The sequence below is a fragment of the Hymenobacter sp. YIM 151858-1 genome (assembly GCF_025979705.1).
GTDB lineage: Bacteria > Bacteroidota > Bacteroidia > Cytophagales > Hymenobacteraceae > Solirubrum.
Window position 1 is genome coordinate 3,028,090 of record NZ_CP110136.1, and the last position, 18,783, is coordinate 3,046,872.

At 59.2% G+C, this 18,783-nt stretch carries 19 protein-coding genes; 7 read left to right on the top strand and 12 right to left on the bottom strand.

Annotated elements, in window-relative coordinates:
* Positions 1 to 308: 308 nt before the first annotated feature.
* The 6 genes from OIS50_RS13420 to OIS50_RS13445 form a co-directional block, all read right to left on the bottom strand.
* Positions 309 to 503: a DUF4236 domain-containing protein gene (locus OIS50_RS13420; protein ID WP_264691148.1), complete on the bottom strand. Its 195-nt coding sequence runs from the start codon at positions 501 to 503 to the stop codon at positions 309 to 311.
* 5 nt (positions 504 to 508) lie between these two features.
* Positions 509 to 2,401: a DUF4407 domain-containing protein gene (locus tag OIS50_RS13425; RefSeq protein ID WP_264691149.1), complete on the bottom strand. Its 1,893-nt coding sequence runs from the start codon at positions 2,399 to 2,401 to the stop codon at positions 509 to 511.
* A gap of 13 nt (positions 2,402 to 2,414) precedes the next feature.
* Entirely contained in the window at positions 2,415 to 2,558 is a 144-nt protein-coding gene (locus OIS50_RS13430) for a hypothetical protein (protein ID WP_264691150.1), read from the bottom strand.
* Between the two features lie 398 nt (positions 2,559 to 2,956).
* Positions 2,957 to 5,251, bottom strand: coding sequence for a protein kinase domain-containing protein (locus OIS50_RS13435; protein ID WP_264691151.1), 2,295 nt, complete (start codon positions 5,249 to 5,251; stop codon positions 2,957 to 2,959).
* Entirely contained in the window at positions 5,232 to 6,101 is an 870-nt protein-coding gene (locus OIS50_RS13440; protein ID WP_264691152.1) for a protein phosphatase 2C domain-containing protein, read from the bottom strand. Before OIS50_RS13440 ends, OIS50_RS13435 begins: the two co-directional genes overlap by 20 nt.
* Before the next feature lie 2 nt (positions 6,102 to 6,103).
* The gene (locus OIS50_RS13445) at positions 6,104 to 6,799 is read right to left on the bottom strand and encodes a vWA domain-containing protein (protein WP_264691153.1); all 696 of its coding nucleotides are present in this window, start codon (positions 6,797 to 6,799) and stop codon (positions 6,104 to 6,106) included.
* Between the two features lie 522 nt (positions 6,800 to 7,321).
* On the opposite strand from OIS50_RS13445, the gene OIS50_RS13450 reads away from it, so the two are divergent.
* From OIS50_RS13450 to OIS50_RS13460, 3 genes are all read left to right on the top strand, one after another.
* Positions 7,322 to 8,035, top strand: coding sequence for a hypothetical protein (locus OIS50_RS13450; protein WP_264691154.1), 714 nt, complete (start codon positions 7,322 to 7,324; stop codon positions 8,033 to 8,035).
* Between the two features lie 49 nt (positions 8,036 to 8,084).
* The gene (locus tag OIS50_RS13455) at positions 8,085 to 8,720 is read left to right on the top strand and encodes a hypothetical protein (RefSeq protein ID WP_264691155.1); all 636 of its coding nucleotides are present in this window, start codon (positions 8,085 to 8,087) and stop codon (positions 8,718 to 8,720) included.
* Between the two features lie 75 nt (positions 8,721 to 8,795).
* Positions 8,796 to 9,131, top strand: a complete 336-nt coding sequence (locus tag OIS50_RS13460; RefSeq protein ID WP_264691156.1) for a hypothetical protein — start codon at positions 8,796 to 8,798, stop codon at positions 9,129 to 9,131.
* Between the two features lie 59 nt (positions 9,132 to 9,190).
* Here OIS50_RS13460 and OIS50_RS13465 read toward each other — a convergent pair whose 3' ends face one another.
* Positions 9,191 to 10,045, bottom strand: a complete 855-nt coding sequence (locus OIS50_RS13465) for a hypothetical protein (RefSeq protein WP_264691157.1) — start codon at positions 10,043 to 10,045, stop codon at positions 9,191 to 9,193.
* Positions 9,927 to 10,844 carry a hypothetical protein gene (locus OIS50_RS13470; RefSeq protein WP_264691158.1) on the bottom strand — a complete coding sequence of 306 codons (918 nt, stop codon included), beginning with the start codon at positions 10,842 to 10,844 and terminating at the stop codon, positions 9,927 to 9,929. Before OIS50_RS13470 ends, OIS50_RS13465 begins: the two co-directional genes overlap by 119 nt.
* Before the next feature lie 103 nt (positions 10,845 to 10,947).
* Between OIS50_RS13470 and OIS50_RS13475 the strand changes: the two genes are divergently transcribed.
* Positions 10,948 to 11,742, top strand: a complete 795-nt coding sequence (locus OIS50_RS13475) for a helix-turn-helix domain-containing protein (protein ID WP_264691159.1) — start codon at positions 10,948 to 10,950, stop codon at positions 11,740 to 11,742.
* On the opposite strand, the gene OIS50_RS13480 is transcribed toward OIS50_RS13475, so the two are convergent.
* From OIS50_RS13480 to OIS50_RS13490, 3 genes are read right to left on the bottom strand one after another with little or no spacing between them, the layout of a single operon-like run.
* Positions 11,708 to 12,094, bottom strand: a complete 387-nt coding sequence (locus OIS50_RS13480; protein ID WP_264691160.1) for a hypothetical protein — start codon at positions 12,092 to 12,094, stop codon at positions 11,708 to 11,710. The two genes, OIS50_RS13475 and OIS50_RS13480, sit on opposite strands and share 35 nt — an antisense overlap.
* Positions 12,091 to 12,477, bottom strand: coding sequence for a hypothetical protein (locus tag OIS50_RS13485; RefSeq protein ID WP_264691161.1), 387 nt, complete (start codon positions 12,475 to 12,477; stop codon positions 12,091 to 12,093). Before OIS50_RS13485 ends, OIS50_RS13480 begins: the two co-directional genes overlap by 4 nt.
* A 6-nt stretch (positions 12,478 to 12,483) precedes the next feature.
* Positions 12,484 to 12,708, bottom strand: a complete 225-nt coding sequence (locus OIS50_RS13490; protein WP_135530105.1) for a hypothetical protein — start codon at positions 12,706 to 12,708, stop codon at positions 12,484 to 12,486.
* A gap of 84 nt (positions 12,709 to 12,792) precedes the next feature.
* On the opposite strand from OIS50_RS13490, the gene OIS50_RS13495 reads away from it, so the two are divergent.
* The 3 genes from OIS50_RS13495 (at position 12,793) to OIS50_RS13505 (ending at position 14,983) form a co-directional block, all read left to right on the top strand.
* Positions 12,793 to 13,542, top strand: a complete 750-nt coding sequence (locus OIS50_RS13495; protein ID WP_264691162.1) for an XRE family transcriptional regulator — start codon at positions 12,793 to 12,795, stop codon at positions 13,540 to 13,542.
* A 113-nt stretch (positions 13,543 to 13,655) separates the two neighbouring features.
* The gene (locus OIS50_RS13500; protein WP_264691163.1) at positions 13,656 to 14,219 is read left to right on the top strand and encodes an HNH endonuclease; all 564 of its coding nucleotides are present in this window, start codon (positions 13,656 to 13,658) and stop codon (positions 14,217 to 14,219) included.
* Between the two features lie 80 nt (positions 14,220 to 14,299).
* Positions 14,300 to 14,983, top strand: coding sequence for a hypothetical protein (locus OIS50_RS13505; RefSeq protein WP_264691164.1), 684 nt, complete (start codon positions 14,300 to 14,302; stop codon positions 14,981 to 14,983).
* A 689-nt stretch (positions 14,984 to 15,672) separates the two neighbouring features.
* Here the strand turns inward: OIS50_RS13505 and OIS50_RS13510 are convergent.
* Complete coding sequence (locus OIS50_RS13510) at positions 15,673 to 18,483, bottom strand: PAS domain-containing protein (RefSeq protein ID WP_264691165.1); 2,811 nt, start codon at positions 18,481 to 18,483, stop codon at positions 15,673 to 15,675.
* Between the last annotated feature and the right edge of the window lie 300 nt (positions 18,484 to 18,783).

Sequence of the window (18,783 nt, forward strand, 5' to 3'; positions counted from 1 at the left end):
CGGAAACGTCGCAACAAGACGGGCTTCTCAGGGGAGCGAAAATGAAGTAATGCACAAGGGGCGCTGTCTATCCCGCTTCCCTGGACGCAGGCCAGACAGGTGCTGCCGGACTGCGTACCGAGGCTGCTGTACGTGCTAGGTGCTGGCCAGAGGGCCGGAGTACGGGGCGTACTTGGTGTTTGACAGTGAGGGGAAGCCAAACCCGGCGGCTATGGCGGCGGTATCGGGGGTGGCCTTTAATGCGAAGGATGAAGACGCGGTACTGCGCGGGGCGGTGCTGGTGGAAACGAAATAGCCAGCCGAATCAGCTACTGCTTATCACGGCCTAGTTTTTTTGTATAGGTGAACCCCGTACCCGGCACCGAAATAGTTACTTGTCGGCTGCCATTTGCTTGCTGACTCACGCGGATGCCCGGTATGCCCATACTGACGCCTATTCCTTTCTTTGTCAGGGACAGACGGAGAGGACCGAGGTTAAACAGCTTTCGGAATGAGAAGGGCATGGATGTCAGGCTAGAAAGGATAGTTCTTCGTCGCTGGCAGCATTGCGCAATACCATTTCCGTGTTGGTCAGTCGTTGGATATTGTACTCCTCGGTTTCAGTATTGAAGGTTATCCGCAACAAAGACTTGTCATCATTAGGATGCTCCCAGCGGCCATTTTCAATATCACCTCCATTAATCTTCCGACGAACCCGATTATTGGTTGAGCCATTTTCAAAGGCGTACCAGTTTCTCCTGTTATCAGGTTTTAGCCACCAAAATTGCTTGGATGTCAATGCGGCAAGAGTAATAGTTGAGGCAGCAGACACTGCTGTAGATTGGGCCGCTTGGACCGGTACCGCAACTATTGGCGGTGACGTTACTGAGGCTACCGGAGTAGCTGGCGCAACCGCAGGCTGTGCATTCTGGGTTGGTACTGTAGGTGCAGATTTTGGTGCAACCACAGGCGTCTGTTGGGTCATGGACGGAGTATAGACTGCAACCGGCGGGTTAGCCGGAGCCCTGGGTATGGCAGCGGCTTTTTGCTTCTCACGCTCCTGCTTGTGCCAGTCTCTGAGCATCCGTTCGGCTAAGTCATTCTGGTAAGTGGCGGTCTTCTCCAACACATTTTTCCCAAGCTCCAACTCCCGGTCAAGACGGGCCTGCTCTAATTGCTCGGCTATCCGCTGCTCGGTCTGCTGCCTCAGCCGCTCCCGGCCTTCCATAATGCTATAGTTGGTGCGGAGAGCCAACGCGAAAAGCTCCTCATGGGCGTGGAGCTGCCGGTCATATTCACCGATTGGGGTCACCATCTTCACAATAGTGGGCAGCAGTTCGATAATGAAGAACATGGCCCGAATCAGCCAGAGCATCAGGAACAAACCAGTATTGCCCCTGGAAGCATCCTCTAAAGCCGTGAACTCACGCACAAATCCGCCACGAACCCGCTTAGGTAATTCAATTGCAATCTGGTGGTCAATCTTCGCAATAGCTGAATCAAGCTGTATCTTCTTTGTCTTTGCTTCTGCTTCCAGCCTGGCTATTAAGTCCTTGTTGTCATCAAAGTACTTCTTCCGAATAGTTTCTCTGGTAGCTATTGCGCCACTCTGGTCCCCCATCCTGGCCCGCTTGGCCCTGCGAAGATTAGTAGCGGTACCAGTTGCCTGTTTGTATCTCTGCCAAGCGTCAGATTGCTTATTGAGCTTGGAGGCCTGCCTGGGCTCTCCATCTACATAGTATGTGTACCTTATGTAAGGGACGACACGGAAAGCATCTGCTGCAATTTTTTCATTAATGGCAATGTCCCGGTCTAACCCGGCAATTTCATTCGTAATGCGTTGGACAGTTAGGTTCGCAGCTTTAAAATCCCCGGAGGGCGGATCATAATTGTTCTGGTTTGCCTGGGCACCAGCAATCTTACCTTCTACTTCAGTTCGTTCTGCAACTAATTGAGGCTTGCCATATATCCGCTCCAACTCCTTTTGAAGCGAATCCTGTGAGGCAGTATTTTGATGGCTTAATTCGTTGTCAATTTGTACATGGAAGATGTACGTTTCGAGTGGGAGTGAAATCAGAAAAGCCAGTAGGCCCGCCAATACCATCCGAGCACTGAAAGCAATTACTTTTCCCCAGCCGCCTTTAGGTTTCGTTGGGTCTTTCTTCAGTGTTACAACCATGCTGCGGTCGATGCTGAAGATGAGCATGGCCCAGACAAGTCCGAAAATGCCAGCGGCTAGTATGCTGCCCTCGCTAAAACGCCAAGCTGCGAAACCGCCGGCCATGCCAGCGAAAAGGCAGGTCATGAGGATTGTAAAGCCGATGCTGGCCTGTCGGTTGTAATCGGTCGGGCACTCCTTTAACAGGGATATTTCTGCACCGGAAAACAGCCAGCACAGGTATTGAATACGGGAATAGGGCATTAGTAAAGTTTATTCAATGCGAGAAAACTGAGTTGAAGGCATGACGGGTAGCCAGCGTGCGGGCATAGGCACACCGGCTGGAAACGGCCGTGGCATATACAGGCACCAGCAGTACCAGCAACACCGTGAGGCGAATGGCCCACACCAACAGTTGCATGGCAGCCGGTGAGGCCTGATGAGTAACCGGACCTAAGACATAGCGCTGTACTGGCCAAGACAATAGCACCGCACCGACAGTCAGTACCACGGCATGCAGGGCGAGCCGCCGGCCGAAGCGCTCCGGCGCTGCCTCCCATACCCATGCGAATGCCCGGTGCAGACAGAATCCAGCACCTATCAGCACTATGGGGAACGAGGCCCAACCTGCCCAACCCCAGGTAGCCATACTGATGCCTAGGGCTACGGCTGTGGCAATAAGCAGTGCGGCAGCCCCAACACTCATACCCAAGCTGATAAATCGGGTGCGGTCAGTGTATGCATGGCGCAGCAGCCGGGGTTCAGCACCGGCCAACCAAAGCAGTCCGTCCGTGGCGGAGTATGACGAAGGAGTCTGCATCAGGATTCAGAACCGGGTTGGCCGGATAGAAGACGTTCAACTTTAGCCGCCAATGCCGTGCGCAGGCGCGCGTAGAGGTTGCCGACAGGTAATTGGGAAGAACCTGCTGGGGCAGGCGGCAACACCTGTTCGGCGAAGAGTTGTCGGCGGGCTTGGGTTGGGTCGTGCGGCATCCAGTGGCCCAGGGTGGGTGGTGGTGTCAGCGTCAGCCGGGGGGCTGGGGGCATCTTGAAGGCATCCAGGCGCGGTAAAGGTTGCACTTCGATATGCACCGCGTCGCTGGTAACAGAGTACAAGTCGTTGCGAGCTACAAGCCGGTAAGTGGTAGAGCGGCCGGGGTGCACTTCACAGCTGGATTCACCGGTGACATCCAGTCCATCGGGTTCCAGCGTCAACTGCTGGCCCTGAATGACCTGCCAACTGAAACGGACCGCCACAGTGGGGAGAATGACGGTACGGTCGGCTGAGAATTTTTTGATTTTAACCGGTTGTACGACCTCAATAGCTGTGGCCGCGCTGATGGTAGTGCGCCCATCTAAGGCTAAGGCTTCCAACTGGTAGTCTGCGGAACCGGTCGGCTTTACATCGAAGGAGCTGCGCCCAGTGACATCGTGCGCCTTCGACCCGACATGCAGGGTTAGCTGCTGAAAATGCTTCGCCTTCCAGCGAAGCGTGGTGGCTTGGCCGGGTTTGATTTTCTGGTGCCCGGGCGCGAAGTCGGTAATGACAGGGCGCGGGAACACCTGCACCTCAGCGCTGGCCTTTGTGGACTGCCCAAACGCTGATTCTGCCCGCAATACGTAGCGGGTGGTTTCGGTGGGCTTGTGCGTGAAAAGCGTAGTGGCAGCGGCAAGCTGCTTTGCCGGGTTGTTGCCAGGAGTTACGGTTAATTTAACAGCACGGGCGGTCTGCCAGCACAGCTGAACAGGGTCGCCGACAAGTACAGTCGAAGGCTCAGGTCTGAACCCAGATATTTCAGGCGGGCGCTTATCTGTTTTTATGGTGAGGTCTTGTCTTACCTTCTGCCCACCGAAACTGGTAGCTTCCAAGGTAAAAGTTGCATCATCACTTACAGTTATGGTGGTTTCGGTGAGGTTAGTCACGTCGCCCACTCCGGAGAGTGTAAGGGAAACCGCGCCATCGGTTTGCCAGAAAATCCGGACCGGCGAAGGCTCGCTCACGACCTGAGGAGAACTATCAAACCGGGTAATTACGGCCTCAACGGCCAGCATACGGTTGAACTCCTGTAACCAGCGGTTATAAGATGGCCGTTGGTTGATATTGAAGGTACCCGAGTTAATGGTAGCAGAAAACAGCTTCAGTAAGCCGGCCGGCAGAGTAGTCAGTTGTTTCCGGTACCATGCGTAGTGGCCGGCCGCTTGCGGGTTGAATAGCGGGGAGCTGGTGTCGATATCGGGCCAGGTAAACTGGTTGAGGTAAGCCCGCATATCATTAAGCCCCAGCGTACGCAGAAAGAAAAGCGGATGCAGAGGGAATAACAGGTAGTGCAGACCTATGGCAACGGACCAAGTATCTGTGTCCAGGTTCACCTTAACGCGGGTAGTACCGGGCTGCATCAACTGGGTCAGTACTTCTGGTGCCAGCCATTCGCCAGGCTTTCCAAAAGTCTGTGGCTCGTCCTTGGTACCAGCAGTTACCGCACCGCTGTCAAAATCGAGCAAGCATAGGGCGGGAGGCTGAACGCTAACCAAGAGGTTATGGGCATTCAGATCAGCATGGATAAAGTTTAGCTGCGTGAGGGCTTGAAAGCCGCGTATCAGGTCCACCCCCAGCCGTAGGCGCTGTGTTTGGTCCAAGCCATAAAAAGCCTGGTACCGGCGCTGTCGTTCATTTGGGTCGTCGTGGTCGAACAGGTCGTTGAACTCCCCAAATGGAGGTAGTGGCAGCAATTCGGCAATATACCCGCGCACTGGTTCGCCTGTGTCGTCGCGGTGGCCGGCAAAGCTCAGTTGGGGTAATGCCCGTAATAATGGGAGGTCACGCAGCGAAGTGCGGCCCTGAGCCGCAGAGTCAAGCTCGTGCTGCGCAATCTGGCCCTGTAGCTTTCGGATAGTTGAATAGCCAGCCAAGGCCACTCCTGCACCATCTTCAAACAGCAGCTTGACAGCCAAAGGCTTGGCGAACGGCTTGCCATTCAGAGTCAGGCCCTTATATACCTCTCCGTAAGCGCCACTGGCAAATGCTTTGTCAGCCAGACCAATCTGCTGAATGCCGCCTGCCAACTCGGGCCATAAACCAGATGAGAGGGAATCATCAATTGTCAGAAGTAGCATCGGCAGGCACTGTCACAGGTTGGGAGAGAAAAGCCATTGCCTGTCCCGTCACCAACACGCCTATAGAGGCATCGTCGTCTAACTGCTTTTCGATGGACTGCAGGTAGCTAATAAGCGCCTCCTGCAACAGAGAGTTAGTTGGACAGGGATGTATCAGGACTTCGCGCAAAACGCGCACGAGCCCCAGAGCTTGGGCATCAGCCCGCACCCAAAGGCCTGTCTCGTTCTGACCTAGCAGGGGCTGGTCAGCCGAGTAAATCCCATCCGTACAGAGCACGAAAATATCGCCCTGCACCGGGTCCTTGGCTACATCCAGAACGGTGGGCTGAGCCTCGGATGCTAAGTCATTTCCTGACAGTAGTCGGTAGAGCTGCTCGGACCCATCTCCGTCTTTACTATGAGGGTTAAGATAGTTGCTTACTGACCACGGCAGTAGCTGGCGCTCAGGCTCGCGGATGGCCTGGGGACGGACATGCCAAATGGCACCATTACCTACGTATGCCACCCGTACCGCATCGGCTGTCTCCTCCACCAGCAACAGCGTAGTAGCATAATGGCCAGCCTCTTCGCCTGTATGGCCTTCACTGCGGGCGTAAGTAATGATACGTTGCTTGGCAGCGGCAAATACAGCCGGATAGTCCAGACGCTCTGTAGCAGCGCTAAGCTGGTCGCCCATGAAAGCAACCGCCTGCTGAGCGGCCGGACCGCCATGCCGCAGCCCGCCTAGTCCATCAGCCAGAATCACTGCATTGCGGCCGGCTCGGGGAAGTGCCCGGCAAGCGTCCTGATTGTCAGCCTTGCGCCCTTGGCTAACAGCTACGCACAGGCCAGTATAAGAGGTTTCCGACACGTTTACAGGTCGGCTATAGTGCGTGTGGCCAAGGCAACGTTTGCTGACATTGACTTTTTGAAAAAGTCGCGCAGACCAGCTTCATCATAGGTCGTCTTGTACCGGCTGTCATCACCGACAACATCACGCATTAGTTCCTTTGCCGCCGCTGCTTCCTGTGGTGCAGTGGGACGCAATACATCACGGGGGGTGAATAGTGTGCCGAATAACTCCACACCAGCTTGGCGACGGAGACGCTCAGCCACTTGCCGGGTATGGTCAGGATGAAGGCATAGGCCGTCGGTTAGAATAACGATGTGAGCCGTATGGGGCACGCCTCCCTGTGCTTCGGGTGCTGCTAAGTGGGCTAAAGCTATTTTCTCTGCTTTCTCCAGTGCTGCACCGATGTTTGTGGTATCTCCATGGCCCAGAAGCGGGTTGTAGTCCGCGTCTTCGTCTATTTGGGTCAGAGGGGTTGAAGGAGTATGTTCTTCTGCTACTTCGCCAAATGTGATAACTGCAATAGAGAAGTTATTGGCTTTAGAGCTTCCCTTGAAGAAGCCCAGGAAATCTTTGACTGCCTGATTTACATCACTTGCCAAGGGCCGGCCACCTTTACCTTCGCGTTTCATTGATCCGCTGCCATCAAGCAGCAGAATACCTAGCTGGTGCCAAGTACGGGGCGACGCCATAGGCCCTAAGGCCATTAAATCATTCATAACCAGAAAACAGGTTTGTTATTAGGGGTGGATTGATGAGCAAGATAAGGTTCTAGGACGGAAACAGGATAATTCGGACAATTTCCTCTTCATTATGATCGGTGCATCGTTCAAGGTTTACAAGCTGAATGATGGACGACACTGTCAGTTGCAACAGCCATTAACGGCCATACAACCGTCCCCCTACCGTTGGTGAATGAGAAATTGTGGCGGCTACAGTGAAGCAGCAAACGGCTGTGCGCGCAGGGCCGTACGGCGCCAATACATATCGTGACCTACAAGCGTGGCAGGAAGTCGACGCATAACCTAGTACCTGCTCTGGCCCCAGACGTGATTTTTATGCTGGTCGGCGGAACTGCGGCGGCGGTTCGCGCAGCTGGTAAAGGCGGCCCGGCGGTGCGCTGGGGCGGGGACTGGCCGGGGTGGAAGGCCCGGCCGCATTTCGAGGTGTAGCTATTCGGGGCTCGTACTTGTGCAAGTGCTGGCTCCGATGCTATTTGCCGCCTCACTTACGCCGGTCCAATGCTTCATGCCATAAGAAACAACAAGGCAGGCCGCAACTTTCAGGATGCCGTGAACTGGCGGGCGTTGTTCGGCGCGTCGGAGGATTCGCTTACTTCCTCGGTATTCGGGCACTTATTCTACCTGCCTGCAAACCTGTTGTGGGAGGTGTTGTGCAAAGGGGCATACAACCTGGAATTACCTTGCCAGTCCTCGCCAGAAATTATCAGTTATGAGTTCTGGCCAAGGTGGGATGCTACGTACACTGCCAACACGTACAGCGTGGAGCCCGACGTTTTTGTTCGCACATCGGAATTTGATCTGATAATTGAGGCAAAGCGTCACGACTACGGGCAGCAAAACCCTAAGCAGTGGCGTGACCAGGTGCAGGCGTATTTCAATGAGTATGGCTGTGAGAAAAACGTGTTCCTGCTGGCCGTTGGGGGAATTGACCACGGCGATGAACAGCCAACACATCTGACCTTCCCAGGTCGCACGGTATTAGTGTACAAATGCCGGTGGCGCACTCTGCTGGGGGCTCTGCGCACCGCCCAGCAGCAGCTACCGCCTGATGCACCACACCTCAGCCACTTGCTCAAAGACCTGATAGCCGGTTTCGGTCTGCACGGCTACGCCACCAACGACTGGCTGGCGACGATGCCTGGCAGTGAGCTGACAAGGCTCAGGCAGGTCAACGGACTGCAGACGTTGCTGAGCAAATCCTCCCAATTCTGATTACATACCCCGGCTCGGCAAGTGCAGCGCCAACTGACACCCGTATTTTATGAGTGAGCTTACCCAGGAAGATTTAGCGGCAGTGGCCCTTGACGTGCGCAAGGCCTACCGGCTCCTGTACCTGTTTCAATCACGGGTGATGGACACCGTAAAGTTTATAGCTGAGCAACTCGGCCGCAACTACCATGGCGGTTGGTGCTGGTTCAGCAATGTAACGCCCCGGGATGGACGGGGCAGCTTGGACAACTGGGCTTGGGACTGGCTTAACATGTACCATTACGAGTTCTTCCTGGGAGAGGAACTGGTAGGGGAGCATCGGATTAGACTGGCGGTGGTTTTGCAAAGCGACACCGGCTTTTATGACCAAGCTGGTGCTGAGCAAACCGACATCCGCTCTTTCGCGCCGGTTGAGGTATCGGAAACCCGTCTGCGCTTCCTCATCGGAAAAAATACCTGGCACGGGGAGTTTGAAAGTGAATTTTCCCCTACTGCTGTACGGGCTTGCACGGGCTATACCAACCTGAAAACGGCGGACGGGAACGGTACTCTGATTACAAAAGCCTTTCCCATAACAGCATTCCTCGACGAACAAAGCACCCGTCAGGTGCTGGCTGAATTTGTGGCTCACTGTCACCTGCACGGCATTCCGGAAATCGGCTTAACAGGCTCTCCCGTCACTCCTTAGCACCCGACAAGATTATCGTGCTTAACTTGTGGTGGTTATCGGCAGTTTTCTCTGCGGGTACACTATCCTCATCCTATGCAAGCCTACCTCTGTATTCCGAATGAGCAGCCGCGGCCGGTGGCCACGGATGGCCTGTGCCTGCCGCACCCGGAGTCAGGCTACGCGCAGCTGACGGACCGGGAAGCGGAACTGCTGGGCTGCAGCCGGCAGATGGTGGATATTCTGGCTTCGGGCAGAACCCATGTGGCGTATTCCATCTTCGACTACGAGGGAGGGGAAGCAAACTTGGCGGCCATGCAGCTGCTGGCCGGTAAATGGGGCTGGGAGTTTGATATGAACGAAGAGCCGGAGGTATTGAAGGGGCCCGTGCTGATTGTGTTTGAGGAAACGGCTGATGCCGTGCCGGCATAATGCCTAGAGCAGCTAAAGGCTGAAAGACGCCCATAGCTACCCTGACCGTCATTGCTCTTCTACGCGCTGTTGCGCAGCCGCTGCTGCTCATTCTCGGCGCGTAGCTGCCGCACGTATTTTCCGGTTTCGCCCAGCGGTGCATCGGGGCGGGCCTGCCAGTCGGGACGGGGGTTGCGGAAAGCGGCGGCGTGCTGCTGTTGACGGAATTCTTCGGGGTCGGGGGTGGGCAGGCCGCGGCGCCGGCGCTGTTTCTGCAGGCTAAGGCGGGCGCGCAGCACGTCGTGGTTGGGGTGGTCGTCGGGGATGCGGTCGGCCAGTTGCTGCATGAGCTTCGGGGCTAGGTCGCCGAGGGTAGCTACGGCCTGGGACTGTGCGGCGGCACCTTGACCCTTCTGGTCCAGGTGGCGGCTTTCGAGGAAGGCAGCCTTCTTGTCGAAATACTCATTGAGCAAAGCGAAAATCTTGCCTTGGTCGAGTTCCTGGAAGAAGTTGCGGCCACTGGTGCGGGCCTCCTTCAGGGCCAGTATGATGTCTTTGAGGCTGTCGTGGCTGTACTTGCGCATGACCGTTTCGGCCAGCTCGATGAGGTCGGCCGCGTCGGGCTTGTGGGGCACGCGCACCGAATCGACAAAGGCCTTGAAGATGACGGCCAGCAGCTTCAGCAACTCTCCTTCGCCGATGCTGCGCTGCACCTGAAACAGCTTGCGGGCTTCGGCGGCCTGGGCGTAGTCGAGGCCGACGGACATGCGGGCCAGCAGCAGGCGGGGGCGCTCATCGGACACGGTGACCAGCTGCTCAAGCGTAGCGGCTGTCGAAATAGTCAGCAATTGCGCTTCGGGCCCCGTGGGCGGGGGCGCCGTAGCCGGCGACTGGCTGCGCGGGGGCGAGTACGAGGGCGTTGCGTTCGATGTCATTGAGCATGAAATTTTTGGCGGTGGCTTTCCAGTCGCGGCGGCGGGGCGGCTCCCCGTCCTTGCGCCAGTTGGCTACTTTCTGGTGGTAGAAGCGCAGGTTGGCCAGCTCGAAGTCGGTGCCGGCAAAGGCGGCTATGAAGGCCTCGGGGTCGGCCAGCTCGGATTCGGCAAACAGGACCTCGGGCCGCCCTCCTCCCCTGCCGGGGGCTTTTCTTTTTGGCGCAACTTTTTCTTTCGGGGCCTCGCCTGCACAGTCCTCCGCGGCCAACTGCTCCGCTGAGAGCGAATCATCCAGCACGGCATAGCCCTTCTTCATTTTCGCGCCCGCCGCAGATGCGTTTGAAAAGTCTGTGGGGTTTTCTTCGTCTGTTACCGTTACCGGTGTTTTAAGAATAGGAGGCACGGCTTGGCCGGTGGTCGGGCCACGGCTTGCGCCACGGCCTGGCCCACGGCTTGGGGCGGTTGTGGTTGGAGCACTTTCAGGCGTAGCAGTGGGCAGGGCGGCTTCCGGTCCCAGCTCGTGCATGAGGGCCTGGCTGGGGTGGTGCTGGCTCTGGCTGGGCTGGTAGGTGATGAGGCCCCAGGCGGTGAGGTCGCGCAGGCAGGCGCGGTAGGTGCCGGCGCTGCCGATGTGGGCGGCCCGCATCAGCTCGTCGCGAAACAGCAGCACCGAGGGCGGGAAGTGAGCGGCGTTCCAGAGCTGGAACAGGGCCACGTACAGGCTGACGTGGTGCGGGGTGGCCGTGGGCTCGGCGGCCAGGAAGGCAAAGGCAGCGCGGGTATGGGTAATGTAGTTCATACAAACCGTAGCGGGTGGTAGCAGCAGGTAGTGAGCAGATGCGTACTTTGCATAGAAATACAAGCCGGTAACCAGCACGGTCCGGCCGCAGCACTACCCCACTATGAGTCAGGAAACGCAGGTTGGCGACCGTATAAAGGCCTTTCTGGAAGCACACGGGCTGAACGCCTACCAGGCTTCGCAGAAGCTGGGCCACGAAAAGCCTTCAAAAGTTTACAAGCTGGTGAACAACGACGCCAAGCCGGGCTACGACACCATCGTGGAGCTACTGACGACGTGGCCGGACCTGTCGCCGGAGTGGCTGATCCTGGGCACCGGGCCCATGCTGCGCGGCGGGGCGGCCTCAACCAACGACCTGCCGCTGTTCGCCGCCAAGGCGCCGGTGCTGCCGGAGCGGGGCATCAGCGGGGGCCGGATGGTGGCCGTGACGGTGGACCACACCGGGCACGAGAACATCCTGATGGTGCCCCTGCGCGACCAGGCCGCCTACGCCAAGCGCCACGATGACCCGGCTTTCTTGGACAAGCTCAGCACCTTCCGGCTGCCGCTGTTTGCCTCGGGTACCTTCCGCGCCTTCGAGGTGGACGGCGACGAGCTGCACCCCGGCATCAGGCGGCACGACGTGGCCGTGTGCTCCTTCGTGGAGCGGTGGGACCTGCTGGCGCCCGGCTCGGCTTGCGTGGTGGTAGTGCCCGGCAGCGTGCTGGTCCGGCGGCTGCCCTCGCCCATCACGGAGCGTCGGCAGGTAGTGGAGCTGCTGGCCGACAATGCGCGGATAGCATCCATGCACGTGCCGGCGGCCGACATCATCGAGCTGTGGCAGGTGCGCGGCTACCTGACCACGCGGGTACCGGCCCCGCCGGTCAGGTCGGGCGGGCAGCCCGCCGACGGCGAGTAGCGGCAGCCGGCTCAATCAGCGCGGCGTCGGTACGGTTGCGGCGCTGCCAGTCGTGCAGCTGGGACAATAGCACCCGGTCGCCGCGGCTGCTCTCGCCGGGCACGTAGTGCAGGCGGCGCGGGTGGTTATCGGGCAGGCGCATGTAGTCGCGCACGGTTTCGGGGTGCAGGCCCAGCAGCTCGGCCGCCCGGGGCACGGCGCAGGCCGGGTCAGGCGCCGGGGTATTTTCCATCTGGCGGCGGGCCTCGGCGGCGCAGGCCTTCTCCAGGGACTCGCGCACCCAGGGGTGGTCGTCAGGCATCCGCACGATGATGTGCAGGCCGTCGGCGGTGGTCGTGGTCAGCTCGGTCATGGCCGGGGTTGGGTAGCTCGTTCAGGGAAGAAATAGCCGCCGTTGTGCGGCACGGGGGTAATGCCGGTGGCCTGCCGGTGGCGGATAATGATATGCAGCTGCCCGAGCACCTGCGCGGCCGTATCGGTGTCAAACTGGGTGCGCCACAGCTCCAGCCAAACCGCCTCGCGGTGCGTGAGGTAAGGGCTATCGAGGCACTGGCACAGCTCCTGGCGCTGCGCCGGGGTCGGGAACGGGTAATTGCCGAAGTAATCGGGGCGGGGGCAGGCCCGCACGGCGGTTTCGAGGGCGGCGGTGGCGGCGCGGGGCTCTTCCAGCAGGTAGGGCGCCGGTGGCAGCGGGCGGCGGGGGTATTCCTTGTCGGCGGTGAAGTACAGAAGCATGGCGGGTTATTTGGAAAGCTGAGACAAATCCTGCTGCACGGCCTGGCTGCCGGCCTCCTTGATAAGGCGAACTGCCTCGGCCACGGCCGGGTGCGAGGGCCGGCCCTTACGTAGAGCCTTGGTAACGGCCGCCCGGGAAATGTCGAGCCGGTGGGCTATGTAAGTGATGGAGCCGTGGGGCAAAAGCTCCCGCAGGTCGGGCACTGATTTTTTTAGTTCAGATGGTTGCATTTGGTTTCAATTTGTTACATTTGTCATGGTTGTTACAAATTCACCCACTAAAGGAGTGACCAAATGTAACAAAAACTAAACTATATGACACAATCTGCTACCATCAAAAAATCTCCGGCCCAGGAGGTGGCGGAAGAAAACCTGCGCACCAGTGCAGGGGAGCGTCTGCGGATAGTGCGCCAGGTGCGGGGGCTGACCCAGCAGCAAATGGCTGACCTGCTGGGCGTGAAGCGCCCGACGGTTACGCAGCTGGAGGCCGGCCGGCACCAGCCCAGTCAGGACGTGCTGGAAACGATTGTGCGCAAGCTGGAAATCAGCCGCAACTGGCTGTGGTTCGGCATTGGGCCGATGGAGGAAGCCACGCCGGGCCTCAACGGCAATGCCCGCCTGGCCCACCCGCTGGATGAGGAAGACTACGAGGACTGGATACACATTACCGTACCTGCCCGCGCCGGCTTTGGGGACCTGTGCGACCTGGACACGACGCAGTTTGATACCATCCGCATCTACAGCCCCAGTCCGGAACTGCGCGGCCGGAAAACGTGGGTCATTGACGTAGACGGGGACTCGATGGAACCCCAGCTGCGCTCGGGTATGCAGGTAGCCGCCGTGCTGATTCCGCTGGAGGACTGCAAGTACGCGGTGAGCGGGGTGTACGCCGTGGTGTTCGGCAGCCAGTTTGCCATCAAGCGCATCAAGGATAACGACCTGCTGACGAAGGGCTACCTGGTGCTGCATTCCGACAATGAAAACGCCGGCAGCCTGACCGTGGCCGCCGAGGATATCCGGTATATGTGGCGGGTGCTGGAAATCGTGCGGGGGAAGGTGCTGTAGGCAAAGGGCGCAGTCAGCAGGGACGTGGTGCTTACGAGTTACCCACAGCGGAATACACTTGGCTGCATCACCCCTATTATTGGTCAGTAGCCTCTTTACCCATCAAGGCAACAATGAAGAAAACTGCTATCAAGAGCCACCTGAAGGATTATTCCATCTATCACAAACGCTGGACGACAATTAACCACGCTTTTGCAGCTGCCCTATCAGCCGCTGATGAATACGATGAGCAAGCTGTTGATGAAGCGCTAAAAGTGCTTGGGCAGGACCCCGACGGTGAACTGTTGTGTGCCTATTGCGACGAGCCGGCCGCGACCTGGGACCATATCTCTTCGACAGTCAGCAAAGGTGAATTCTCAGGTATTGGGCATCAGATCGGCAACCTGGTTCCGTGCTGCAAGGCCTGCAACTCCAGTAAGGGCAGTAAAAGCTGGCAGACGTATTTGAACTCGCGGAATCTGGATGAAGAAACGAAGCGGCAGAAGGCCGAATTGATTTCGTTATACATCCAGCGTGGCGTGGTCAATACCAAGCAGGTTATTGAGCAAACAAGCAGCAAGGAGCTTGCGGAGTTGAATGCCATTAAGAACGAGGTCTATCAACTGATGAAGCGCGCTGACGAACTTGCTGCAATTGTGAGGCACAACGTGCGAGTAGCGAGAAAAACCCAACACTGAAAGCCATGCGGCTTTCTTTGTAAGAATGCCTCTTCGGAGCCTGCAGCAGGTTTTCTCGCCCAGCCTGCGCATCTTGTTATATGCGCTACACTGAACGCCCCAAGCCGCCCATTGGCACGAAAGACATGCTGTACAGCCTCCTGCAGGTGCGCCCGGCTATGGAGAAGCTGTACGGCCAGAAGAAAGAATACGCGCCGCTGATAGCTGCTTTGATGGATCTGCCGCCGGACGCGAAGCTGCCCACGGCCAAGTCGCTGCAGCAGCAACTGGGTATCAGTGCGGCCGTGTTCCGGCGGTGGGCGGAAAACTGGCACGACGACTTTCTGGGGTTGATTCAAGAAGATGCCGACGTGCTGCAGTTCCGGCAGGTCGAGTACCTGTTTTGTGTGCCGGGGCCACGGGACTACATCACTTTTTTATGCCGGCTGGCGGTGCCGCCGCAGGTTGGTGAGGGAGTTGAGCTGGGCTTTATATCTGGCGTCACCGGCTCTGCCATCTACCACGTCGATAATGTCGCACACGAGTACCTGCACGACAAAATACAGGTGGTGGTTCGCCTGCGGGAAGGCTACTATGACCCCTACGTGCACCACCTGTGCCATCGGGCCCGCTTCGAGAAAACGCTGACCTGGGAGGAGGAAAGCCAGCTTTCCGGCTACGCGGCAGAAAAGCGCCTGTATGAAATCTATGGTAGGCCGGCCCAGGCCACACCGGTTTACCAGCCACCGGTGGCAGTTGGCCGACGTCGGCGCTTCGGGGACTGAGCCGCCGGCAGTTTCAGCCGGCCACAGGCCGGGTTCGTTGGCCGGTGCTATTCTTTGTTATTCGAATTTCAAAGTAAATGAAGGGGTACCAACAGCGGAGGCCATGGAACCAAGAAACGCCACTTTTCTCAAAAAGTGGCGTTTCATAGTGGCCCGATCAGCCAGCATAATGGTCATGTACCAACTGCCGCTGAGCATAGGTATGCTGTACAGCCTAAACCGGGACACAAATCAGGACCCAAAACCTAGTATTGCCCTTAATTAAATACTGTAGCTGGTTATACGCACCCAGGAGGGAGCGCACAACCAGAAGAAGCCCGCCGATAACCGGCGGGCTTCTTCGTTTTTAAGCCCATCTGGTTTTGCTCCCTTTGCCCGGCTGGCTTGAACCAAAAGCAGACCGCCGGCAGCCTAGGTGCAGCACCCCCTAACAACCCTTGGGGCAGGGCACAAGTGGCCGCACGGCCCGGCATGCGGCCAGCTGCGCAGAACAACAACGCCTTGGCCAAGCTCGCGCTTGGGCACGTCGACGGTGAGGATGGCAAAGGCCGCTATGCCTAAGGCGCGTTTGCCGGCGCGGGCGCTCCTTACTGCTTGAGGCAACAGATGGGCGGGTAGTACAACCAAGCGCCCGTTGGGGCTCACTAAAGGCTCGTAAACGACTCAGCGCACAACCAGCTCACTTGAGCCTAAGCGCAGCCCAAATAGACGCGAAAGGTGGCGCCGGCGCCCTCCTGGCTCTGCACCTCGATGCGCCCGCCGTTGGCCTGCACGATGCGGTTTACGAGGTACAGACCTACGCCCGTACCCGCCGTGTGGGTGTGAAAGCGACGGAACAGGTGAAACAGCTCCGCGCCGTACTTCTCGGCATCGAAGCCCAGCCCGTTGTCTTGCACCACCAGCACGGGCTGCCCGCCCTCCAGCCACATCGAGACGTGGATGCGCGCCGGCCGCTGCGGGTCGGCGTACTTGAGTGCGTTGCTCACCAGGTTAAGCAGGATGGTGCGCAGGTTGGCGCGAGCAAACGCCACGGTGGGGCGCACGCCAAAATCGGTGGTAAGGCGGGCGCGGGCAGCGCGTGCCTGCGGTTCGAGCGTGTTGAGTACTTCTTCGGTCAGATCCGCCAGCACTACCGGCTCGGCCGGTGTTTCGCTTGCTTTCTGGGCCTGGCCCAGCACGGCCAAGTCCTCGATGGTGGTATTCAACTGCTGCACGGCCTCCTCCACCATCCGCACCAGCAACTGCTCTTCAGCCGGGTCGGCGAAGGTAGCGGTACGGAGCAGCTCTTCCAGCAAGCCTGCAAGGTTGTGAACGGGCTGCTTGAGGTCGTGCGAGGCAGCGTACACGAAATTATCCAGGTCGCGGTTGGTGCGCGTAAGCTGCTCGTTGGCGTGCTTGAGGTCGGTGATGTCGATGGCTGAGCCCACGTAGCCGTACAGCTCGCCGTTGGGATAGAAGCTGGGTGCACCCTGCGACAGCAGCCAGCGATACTCGCCATCGTGGCGGCGCATGCGGTGCTCCAGCGTGTACAGCGAGCGGGTGCGAATGGCCTCGCCCAAAGTGCGTTGGGCATGCTCGAGCTCTTCGGCCGGCAGATAAGCGGCCCAGCCCGTGGCCGTGTATTCCTCCACGCTCTTCACCCCCACGAAGTTCAGAAAGGCCTGGTTGGCGTAGCGAATGGTCGTGTCCGGCGTCACGGCCCACACTTGATTGGGCGCGGCATCGGCCATGATGCGGAAACGGGCCTCGCTCTCGCGCACGGCCGCAATGGCCTGCTGCTGGGCTGTTACTTCGAACACAAACGCCAGGATGCCGTCTACCTCGCCGCGTTCGTCGCGACGGGCTTGGTAGACGAAGGTGAAGTACCGGTCTTCCAGCACGCCATCTGCTGGGCGCGCCAAGGGAATCCGCAGGGCCTGCTCCTCGTGGGTTCGGCCGGTAGCGTAAACCCCGCGCAGTATCCCGGCCACGGGGGTACCCGCAATTTCGGGCATGGCCTCGAAGATGGAGCGGCCTGCTAAGTCGCGCCCCGGCAGCAGCCGCTGGTAGCTGGGGTTCACGAACTCAAACACCAGCTCCGGCCCGGCCAGGATGCAAATGCCGGCGGGCGCCTGCTCGAAGACGGTGTACAGCTTACGCTGCTGGGCCTCCCGCTCGTGGCGGGCCAGCACCTGCTCGGTTACGTCGTGGGCGAAAATGGAGATGCCCGCCACCGCGCCGTTTTCCTGGTAGGCCTGGTAGGTGAAGGTGAAGTACACGTCCTTGGCGGGCTGGCCGCCGAGCTGTTCCACCGTGAGCAGCACCTCCGTGCCGTAGAAGGTTTGGCCCGTCTGGTACACGTTGTTCATCCAGGCCACGAAGCCTTGCGCGGCGGTTTCGGGCAGGGCTTCGGCCAACGGCAGCCCCACCAGCTGCCGGCCCGGAAACAGCTGCTGGTAGGCGGCGTTCACGTACTCGAAGCGGTGCGCGGGGCCGCGCAGCAGGGCGATGCAGGCCGGGGTTTGCTCGAACACCTGAAAGAAGGTTTCGCGCTGCTGGGCCTGGTGCTGGGCGGCGGCCAGCAAATCGGCCTGCAGCGCCAGCGCCGCCTGGGCCCGCTCCTGCACCCGGGCTTCCAGCTCTTGGTTGAGCTGCTGCACTTGCTGGCGCGCCACCACCTGCGCCGTCACGTCGGTGCCCACGGTAAACAAGCCGCTGATGCCCCCATCGGGCCCACACAGCGGCTCGAACACCGTGTTCCAGTACACCAGCTCCTGCCGGCCGTTGCGGTAAATGGTAGTGGGCTGCTCACTGGCCGTATGCGGGGTGCCCGTGGTGAACACCCGCTCAAAAATGGCCAGCACCTCGGGCGTGGCCGCCTCGGGCATCACCTCAAACACGGGGCGCCCAAGCACCGCATCCAGGGTGCGCCCCCAGATGGCCAGCGTTGTGGCGTTGGCCATGGCCACCTGAAACCGGGGGCCGTGGTACACGGCCACGGCCACGGGGGCTTGCTCGATAAAGTGCCGAAACTCGGTGCGCTGCTGCTCGGCGTCGGCGCGGGCTACTTGCTCGTTGGCTCGGCTTTCGCTTAGCTGCCGCTCGGCCAAGCGGCTGGCCGTAATATCCTGCACCGACTGAATGATGTACTGCACCTGCCCGGCCGCGTCGAGCACAGGCGTGTGGCGCGCCTTCCAGTGGCGCTCCACAAAGTGTCCGGGCCGGGTGCGGTCGGGCACGTCGTAGTGCTGCGGAGCCATGTCGTGCGGCTGGCGGGTGGCCATTACCTGGGCCAGCGAGGCGCGCACGTTGGCCACGGCGTTGGCCTCGGGGGTGAGCGGGTTGTCGGGAAACGCCTCGAAGATGTACTGCCCGACGATAGTGGCCCGCTCGGTTAAGGTCGCGGCCAGGTAGTCGTCGCTGGCCCCCACAATCACCCATTCTGCTGAGAGCAACAGGGTGGCGCCGGGCTGGGCATTGAAGACGGACAGCCAGTCGGGCGGAGGCAGGGTCGTGGGCATCGAGAAAAACGCAAATTCCCAGCAGCCTTTGCAGGAGCTACCCAGGCTCACGTAAAATGGCTGGTGCTGGCCCGCCAAAGATAAAAATATGCTCCGGCGTGTAGGGAGCCGGCCAACGAAGCTTACGCGAAAAGTTCGTGGCTTTCAGAAATATGCACCCGCACGCCTTCCGGCATCTGCTCGCCCTTTCGAGGGCAACCCAGCGCGCCCGGCGCGGCTCTGCCCAAGCCGCGCCCTAGGTTTGCGCTGTGCTTAAGCCATTGGTCAGGAAGATTTCCCGGATGCGGTGGGGCGAAACGG